Here is a 7,583-nt window from a genome sequence, read left to right on the forward strand (position 1 = left end):
TATAAGTTTTCGTCTGGTGGCGATAGCAAGGAGGACACACCTGTACCCATACCGAACACAGAAGTTAAGCTCTTTAGCGTCGAATGTAGTTGGTCTTACGACCTGCGAGATTAGAACGTTGCCAGGCGTTAAGTCTTTGGCTTTTGCTTTAGGCTTATTGATCCACAGTAGCTCAGTTGGTAGTAGCATCTGACTGTTAATCAGAGGGTCGCAGGTTCGAGTCCTGCCTGTGGAGCCATTTTTTGGCCCGTTGGTCAAGTGGTTAAGACACCGCCCTTTCACGGCGGTAACACGGGTTCGAATCCCGTACGGGTCATCACTTATAGGAGGTTTAGCTCAGCTGGGAGAGCACTTGCCTTACAAGCAAGGGGTCAGCGGTTCGATCCCGTTAACCTCCACCATTTAATTTAGGGGAGGTAGCGAAGAGGCTAAACGCGACGGACTGTAAATCCGTTCCTTCGGGTTCAGTGGTTCGAATCCACTTCTCCCCACCACTTTTAAATTTATGTTATTGGGATATAGCCAAGCGGTAAGGCAACGGTCTTTGACTCCGTCATGCTCTGGTTCGAATCCAGATATCCCAGCCATGAGCCATTAGCTCAGTTGGTAGAGCATTTGACTTTTAATCAAAGGGTCGAAGGTTCGAGTCCTTCATGGCTCATTTTTTAAATGCCATAATTGGCATTTTATTTTGGCCCGTTGGTCAAGTGGTTAAGACACCGCCCTTTCACGGCGGTAACACGGGTTCGAATCCCGTACGGGTCATAATAAGACGAGTAAATAGCTCGTCTTTTTTATTTGGAGATTTTTTATGGTAGGATTATATTATTTATGAAAAGGAATTTTAATAAAATTATTACGATAATGTTCTCTTTGATGTTAATGTTAATTATGATTGCATTATTGTTTTTTAATCATTTGGAATATAGTAAAAAAAATTATGTATCAAATATTAATATTTATGCATTGATATTTGGTTCTTTTATATTGTTTATATTGAGTTTTATTATAAAACGATATTTATACAAATTTATCAATGTTTATTTTATAACTGTAATATTAACACTAATTCAAATAATTTTGGTTTATTCATATTATTTTATTCCAGGTTGGGATGCAGGTATTATTATTGATAACAGTTTTAGTTTATTTATTAATGGTGAATTAGAATCTGAATATTATTTTTCGGTTTATCCCAACAATATTTCAATAGTTAATATTTATTATTATTTTATATCATTCATTAATTTTATTAAATTAGGAGAATATGCTTATTTTATACTACTAGTATGTATTATATTAATATGTAATGTTTCAGGCATATTAATGTATAAAATCTTAATTAAGATATTTCAAAATAATGTAATAGCATTGATTGGATATGCTTATTATATTTTATTGATTTATATATCTCCTTGGATTGCAATACCATATTCTGATTCTTTATCTTTAATATTACCTATTTTGATGTTATATATTTATATTTCTCTAGAAAAATATTATTTAAAATGGGTATTATTATGTTTTATTTTTGCAGTATCAATAAGTATAAAGCCTCAAGCAGCAATTATTTTTATAGCGATAATAATATTTGATTTTCTGTTTAATACGAATAGTATTAAATTGTTTTTTAAGAAGTGTTTTACATTGTTTATTGTTATAATAGTATCTTTTAATATTATCAATTTAATGAATAAAGATATTAAAGCTAAGCTTGATAAAGAATTACATACTAGTTATATACATTATTTAAAAATGGGATTAAATGAAAATACAAGTGGTGAATGGAATTATGATGATGTTGTCTTCTCACAGTCAATTCCTTTAAAAGATGATAGAGATTATGCTAATATTTTAGTAATAAAAGAAAGAATTAATAATTTTACTGTAAGCAGTTTTTTAGAGCATTATACGAAAAAAACATTACTAAATTATAGCGATGGAACATTTTCTTGGGGAAAAGAAGGTAATTTTTATAAAGAAATTTTACCAGAAAATATAAAGATATCAAAAATTACAAGAAATATTTATTATTCAGATGGAAAATATTATAAGTATTTTAATTTTCTCCAACAATCTTCTTGGTTAATTATATTATTTTTATCATTATTTAGTATTAAGTTTAATAAAAATGATGAAGAAACAGCTAGTAATTACAAAATAATAATTTATATGACATTAATAGGACTTTTTATATTCTTAACGTTATTTGAAGCTAGAGGAAGATATTTGTTTAGTAATGTACCTATATTTATAATTTGTGCTATGTATGGAATAAATAATATACTGCTTATGTTGAAAAAATTTGATATATTAAAAAATAGAACCGATAAATAATATCGGTTCTATTTTTTTTATTCATCTTCATCATTAACTACTTCTGCTTCTATATTGTTTAAATCTGTAATATCTTCTTCTTTTCTTTTATCATTATTTTCTTTTTTGTCATCTTCGTCATCATCATCTTCTTTTTTAGGAGAAGGGGGTCTTAATTTTTCAAGAACATTTTTATCAATAGTTGATCCGAATTTTTTCATAACTTTGTCATTATTAAGTTCTTGGAAGGAATTTGGAACAATATCTGTAACTGATCCTTTAGAATTATTATATGGGTTAATATTTTCTTTTTTGACTGATGCAGGTTGTTCAAATTTATTATCAGCACCTATTAACGAGGGATTGTAATTATATATAGCGTTCATAAAGTAAGCCCATTGATTATGTGCATGATCAAAACCTGGTAATTCAGAAGGTTTATCATAACCTGTCCAAAGACCAAATGTTATATTTTTTGTACCTCCGACTGTCCATAAGTCATGATTGTATTCAGATGTACCCGTTTTTACAAATAGATTATCAGTACTGAATTTTAATGTTGATTTCATATTTCCAGCAGTTCCACCAGTGATAACATCGTTTAACATATTTATTGTAAGATAGCTGGTAGATTCTGAATATACTTGTACAGGATTAAAATTAGCAGTGTATATAGTTTTTCCTGTATTATCTTCTATTGACTCTATAATATAAGCTTGTTGGAATTTTCCTTTATTTGCTAGAGTAGAGAATGCATTAGTATTTTCTAGGACAGTAACACCATAAGAAAGCCCCCCTATTGATGCAGATAAATTAGTATGATCAGATTCAACTAAACTTTTGAAGTTCATTTTTTCTAAATATTCTTTCACTGGATCTTCATTAGAAAATGCAGAATATAGTCTAATAGTTGATAAGTTTAATGATTTTGCTAACGCATTTCTAGCTGATATAACACCAAATTCTGTTTTTGAAAAGTTATCTGGTGACCAGCCATTGTAATTGAATTTTCTATCTAATAGCATAGAATTCGGAGTTATATATCCTTTGTCTATTGCAGGAGCAAATACTAATAGAGGTTTAATTGTAGATCCAGGAGATCTAGTTGTTCTAGTAGCATGATTTAGTTGTTGGTTATTAAAATCACGGCCTCCTATAAATGCAAGAACACGTCCTGTATTATTTTCTATTAGAGTAGCACCTATTTCCATTGGATAATTTTGCCCATCAATATTTTTTGAAATAAATCTTGAGTAATTTTCTTTAGCTTCTTGTAAAGTATCGTATAATTCTTTGTTTATAGTAGTTCTAACTTTGTAACCACCAGTTAAAAATTTTACTTTGCTTTTTTCTAATAAGTCATTTTTGAAGTTAGCATCATTTTGATATTTATTAAGTTGGTTATTCTTTTTAGCTGTATCTTCTGCCAAAATTTCTGATGCAGCTGTAATTACTTCGTTAGTAATATAAGGATATTTTTCAGATTCGTTAATTCTATTGTTATTGAATGATGACTTTATATCAAATTCTAGAGCTTGATTATATTCTTCTTTAGTAATAAAATCTTCTTCTAACATTCTGTTCAAAACGTACTTTTGTCTATTAAATCCTGCCTGAAGTTCTTCGTCACTACGTATATTTCCTGAGTTATCGAATGGTGTATATTTATAAGGGAGTTGTACAAATCCGGCTAGATAAGCTGCTTGAGCAATATTCAACTCATTAGCGTGAACATTGAATACACCTAATGCAGCAGTTTCTATACCACTAATATTTTGTCCTAGTCTATTTTTTCCAAAAGGAGCTATGTTAAGGTATGTTTCTAATATTTCGCTTTTCGATAATGTGTTATTTAATCTTATAGCTAAAAGAATTTCTTTTGCTTTTCTTTCGTAAGAACGAGAATTATCTAGCAATTGATTCTTTACTAATTGTTGAGTTATTGTACTACCACCAGTAGAAGACTTTCCAGCGGCTTCGTAAACAGAAGCTCTGATTATCGAAAATGGCTCTATTCCGCTATTACTATAGAAGTTATCATCTTCACTAGCGATTATAGCATTTTTAATATTATCTCCCATATCATCTAAAGGTATTGTTTTTCTCATCATTTCGGAGTTAATAGTTGCTACTTTCTCTCCATTAGAAAAAAATATGTCACTATTTTCACTTATATCATTTAATTGTTGAGTTAACTCTTCTTTTGATAATACGGGTTGATCTTTTACTAAGTTAGCTACAAATCCAGTAATAATAGATATTATTAATGTAAATAGTAATGCTAACGTTAAGAAAAAATTTTTCCACGTTATATATTTTTTATTATTTTTCACTGTTATTGCTCCTTTAATTACGAACATATTATCCATATTATACCATAAAAATAGAAGTTAATAAAAATTATAAATTAAAAAACTCTTATTTAAACATAAATAAGAGTTTTTTAATTTATCTATTATTGGAATTTGAATTGTTTTGAGTAGAGCTTCTATTTCTATTGTTGGCAGTACTATTATTGTTGGAGTTTGTATTATTTGTAGTTGTATTATTTCTATTATTGTTTGTATTATTATTGTTATTTGTATTGTTATTTACCGTAGGCCTATCGTTATTTCTTGTTTCTCTATTTCTTTCAGAAATTTTTGCTTGGTATACAGAGTCACGAATTGTTCCTACGTACATATTATCTGTTTCTGTATTTCTATCTGTAGCATAGTATGCATTTCCGGATTTTGCTACTGTACTAGGTACTTGGAATGAAGGAGGAGCAACGTTTTTATGGGCTTTTTTAATTATATCTGCCATTATTAGTTGTGTGGTTTGAGCTTGATTTGAACTTAAAGCTTTACTAGCAGAGTCTACGCTATCAGCTCCTTGCCAAACTGCTACTGTGTGTTCAGTAGTGTAGCCGACCATCCAACTATCTTTTGTAGAGTTTACGACGTCAATTCCATACATTCTAGATGCACTTTCATCAAATGTACTTGAACCAGATTTTGCAGCTAAATCAAAGCCATCTACCTTACCATTAGGAGAAGTACCGTTTGTAGTTACTACATCTTTTAAAATATCTGTCATAATAAATGCTGTAGAAGCATTCATAGCGCGAATAGGTTGTTCCTTGAAATTATTTATTTCATTATTGTACTTATCTAATATTTTTACTATACCAGAAGGTTTATTATATATACCTTCATTACCAAATGCTGCAAACGCCCCTGCCATATTTATTGGGGAAACAGTATCCACATTTCCTCCTATAGCAGAAGTTGGGGCTTCTGACGATAGCTCTATACCTAGCTTGCTAGCAAAATGTTTACTTCTTTCGAATCCTACACTTTCGAATGCACGAACTGCTGGAACATTGTAAGACATAGCTAATGCACGACGCATAGTTACATTACCATGATAAGCTCTATCCCAGTTTTGAATATAGTGATTGGTACCAGCTATTAAATATGGTGTATCAGAAAATGTAGTTAAAGAATCCCAGCCATAGTACTCTATACCTGGAGCATAATCAAGTATAGGTTTTATAGAAGAACCTGCTTGAACTTTTGCATCTGTAGCAAAATTAAATCCTCCATATTTATAATTTTTACCACCACCTATAGCATCAACAAGTCCATTTTTTGTATTTAACACAGTTACTGCAGCTTGTGATGCGTGTTTTACCATTGGTGCACTTTGTGTGTCAAGCATATCTTGAACATATTCTTGTAGCTCTGGATCTAAGTTAGTATATATATGTAATCCCAGAGCGAATGGATCTTTTTCTTCTGCAAATAGTTTTGAATTTTTTACTTCATTAACAACCATGTCTACGTATGCAGCATACTTAGGATTAGAAATGTTTTGTAGTTGTCTATCTTCTTTCGATTTTTGAACTAATCCTTCTTCAATAGGTGTGTTAATATATTCTTCGTATTGAGCTCTAGTTATTTTATCATTGTTATACATAGCGTACAAAACAGTATTTCTTCTTTCTAAAGCACTAGAAGGATTATCATAAGGGTTATATGCTACCGGTTGTTGTGGTATTCCCGCTAATAAAGCTATTTGAGGAGTTGTTAGTTCAGATAACTCTTTATTATAAAAATATTTAGCTGCTGATTTTATCCCGTATTGATGATCAGAATAAAATATTTTATTAAGGTACATTTCTAATATGTCATCTTTTGTGTACTTACTCTCTAATTTTAGAGATAAAAATGCTTCTTGAATTTTACGTTCATAAGTTTTTGAAGAAGTAAGCAATGATGTTTTAACAACTTGTTGAGTTATAGTACTTCCACCTTCTAGAGAAGACCCAGCTGATAGGTTAACAATAAAAGCCTTAGCTATACGCTTAGGATCTACACCAACGTGAGAGTAGAAACGAGAATCTTCAACAGATAAGACTGCGTCTTTAACTTCTTTTGGAATTTCTTCAACAGATACAAATTCTCTGCGTTCATTACCTACAGTAGCAATTAAATTATTATTTTTGTCATAAATACGTGAACTAAGTGCATCAACTAAATTTTCTTTAGTTAACTCAGGAGAATTTCTAAATTCGTTTAATAAAAACATTGAGAAAACTATAGAAAAAACAGTTATAATGAAGAAAAATGTGGCACTTACATATTTAATAACAGTTTTCCATTTATTCATTATAAAAACTCACTTTCATATTCTTTTATAATTGTTAGGTAGTCTAATCTTACTTTAAAATTAAAAGATAATTCAAAACTATAGTTACAAAATTCTTCTAATTTAATTGATTTACGGCCACCTTCTTTAGCACGGTTATGAAATATTAAAAAATTTTTTAGTGGCATAAGGAATGTACGATTTAATTTTTTAAAACGTATTATAATAAATGTTATACCACCATGTTCCATAACTAGTTGCATATGTTTTATTTGATGTTCATGAATATTTCTTAGAGAAAATGAAGTTAAAGAGGTAGTTTCTTTAGCTTCAAAATCTATATGTTTACCATTAAAAATACCGTTGTAATCTGTAGTAGAAGGAGTTTGATAAAATGCCTTTTTTATCATTGCATTTTTTCTGCTAGGATAATCGACTTCTACTATTTGAATAGGAACAGGTTTTTTATGGATAATAGCTATATTGTTATTTAAATAATATTTGTTAGCAAAGTTTATATCACTTTCTAACTGCATACCTCTGTTAGAGTAATTAATATTATTTACAAAATTTGTATTTCTTTTGTTAGGATAATTTATCATTTAAAAACCCCATATAGTTTTTTCTTATTATAC

At 29.7% G+C, this 7,583-nt stretch carries 4 protein-coding genes, 7 tRNA genes and 1 rRNA gene; 9 read left to right on the forward strand and 3 right to left on the reverse strand.

Features of this window, described 5'->3' with window-relative positions; all coding sequences use genetic code 11:
• Positions 1–12: 12 nt before the first annotated feature.
• The 9 genes from rrf (at position 13) to HZY83_RS05270 (ending at position 2,337) form a co-directional block, all read left to right on the forward strand.
• Positions 13–127 (forward strand): 5S ribosomal RNA (gene rrf / locus HZY83_RS05230).
• Positions 128–161: 34 nt separating this feature from the next.
• Positions 162–238 (forward strand) — tRNA-Asn (locus HZY83_RS05235).
• 6 nt (positions 239–244) lie between these two features.
• Positions 245–316 (forward strand) — tRNA-Glu (locus HZY83_RS05240).
• A gap of 9 nt (positions 317–325) precedes the next feature.
• A tRNA-Val gene (locus HZY83_RS05245) sits at positions 326–401 on the forward strand.
• Between the two features lie 9 nt (positions 402–410).
• Positions 411–494: transfer RNA gene (locus HZY83_RS05250), tRNA-Tyr, on the forward strand.
• An 18-nt stretch (positions 495–512) separates the two neighbouring features.
• Positions 513–587, forward strand: a tRNA-Gln gene (locus HZY83_RS05255).
• A 1-nt stretch (position 588) separates the two neighbouring features.
• A tRNA-Lys gene (locus HZY83_RS05260) sits at positions 589–661 on the forward strand.
• 32 nt (positions 662–693) lie between these two features.
• Positions 694–765: transfer RNA gene (locus HZY83_RS05265), tRNA-Glu, on the forward strand.
• A 66-nt stretch (positions 766–831) separates the two neighbouring features.
• Complete coding sequence (locus HZY83_RS05270; RefSeq protein ID WP_179943019.1) at positions 832–2,337, forward strand: glycosyltransferase family protein; 1,506 nt, start codon at positions 832–834, stop codon at positions 2,335–2,337.
• Between the two features lie 17 nt (positions 2,338–2,354).
• Here the strand turns inward: HZY83_RS05270 and HZY83_RS05275 are convergent, their stop codons facing one another.
• The 3 genes from HZY83_RS05275 to recU form a co-directional block, all read right to left on the reverse strand.
• Complete coding sequence (locus HZY83_RS05275) at positions 2,355–4,649, reverse strand: transglycosylase domain-containing protein (protein WP_370520049.1); 2,295 nt, start codon at positions 4,647–4,649, stop codon at positions 2,355–2,357.
• Positions 4,650–4,764: 115 nt separating this feature from the next.
• Complete coding sequence (locus tag HZY83_RS05280) at positions 4,765–6,969, reverse strand: transglycosylase domain-containing protein (protein WP_179943021.1); 2,205 nt, start codon at positions 6,967–6,969, stop codon at positions 4,765–4,767.
• Positions 6,969–7,550 (reverse strand): Holliday junction resolvase RecU, encoded by a 582-nt coding sequence (gene recU, locus HZY83_RS05285; protein ID WP_179943022.1) that lies wholly within the window; start codon positions 7,548–7,550, stop codon positions 6,969–6,971. Before recU ends, HZY83_RS05280 begins: the two co-directional genes overlap by 1 nt.
• Between the last annotated feature and the right edge of the window lie 33 nt (positions 7,551–7,583).

The organism is Gemella sp. GH3 (assembly GCF_013415425.1).
Classification (GTDB): Bacteria; Bacillota; Bacilli; order Staphylococcales; family Gemellaceae; genus Gemelliphila.

Bases quoted from the DNA above. Each gene is read 5' to 3' on its own strand.
- HZY83_RS05270 (WP_179943019.1), top strand. From the start codon at position 832: ATGAAAAGGAATTTTAATAAAATTATTACGATAATGTTCTCTTTGATG.
- HZY83_RS05280 (WP_179943021.1), bottom strand. From the start codon at position 6,969: ATGAATAAATGGAAAACTGTTATTAAATATGTAAGTGCCACATTTTTC.
- recU (WP_179943022.1), bottom strand. From the start codon at position 7,550: ATGATAAATTATCCTAACAAAAGAAATACAAATTTTGTAAATAATATT.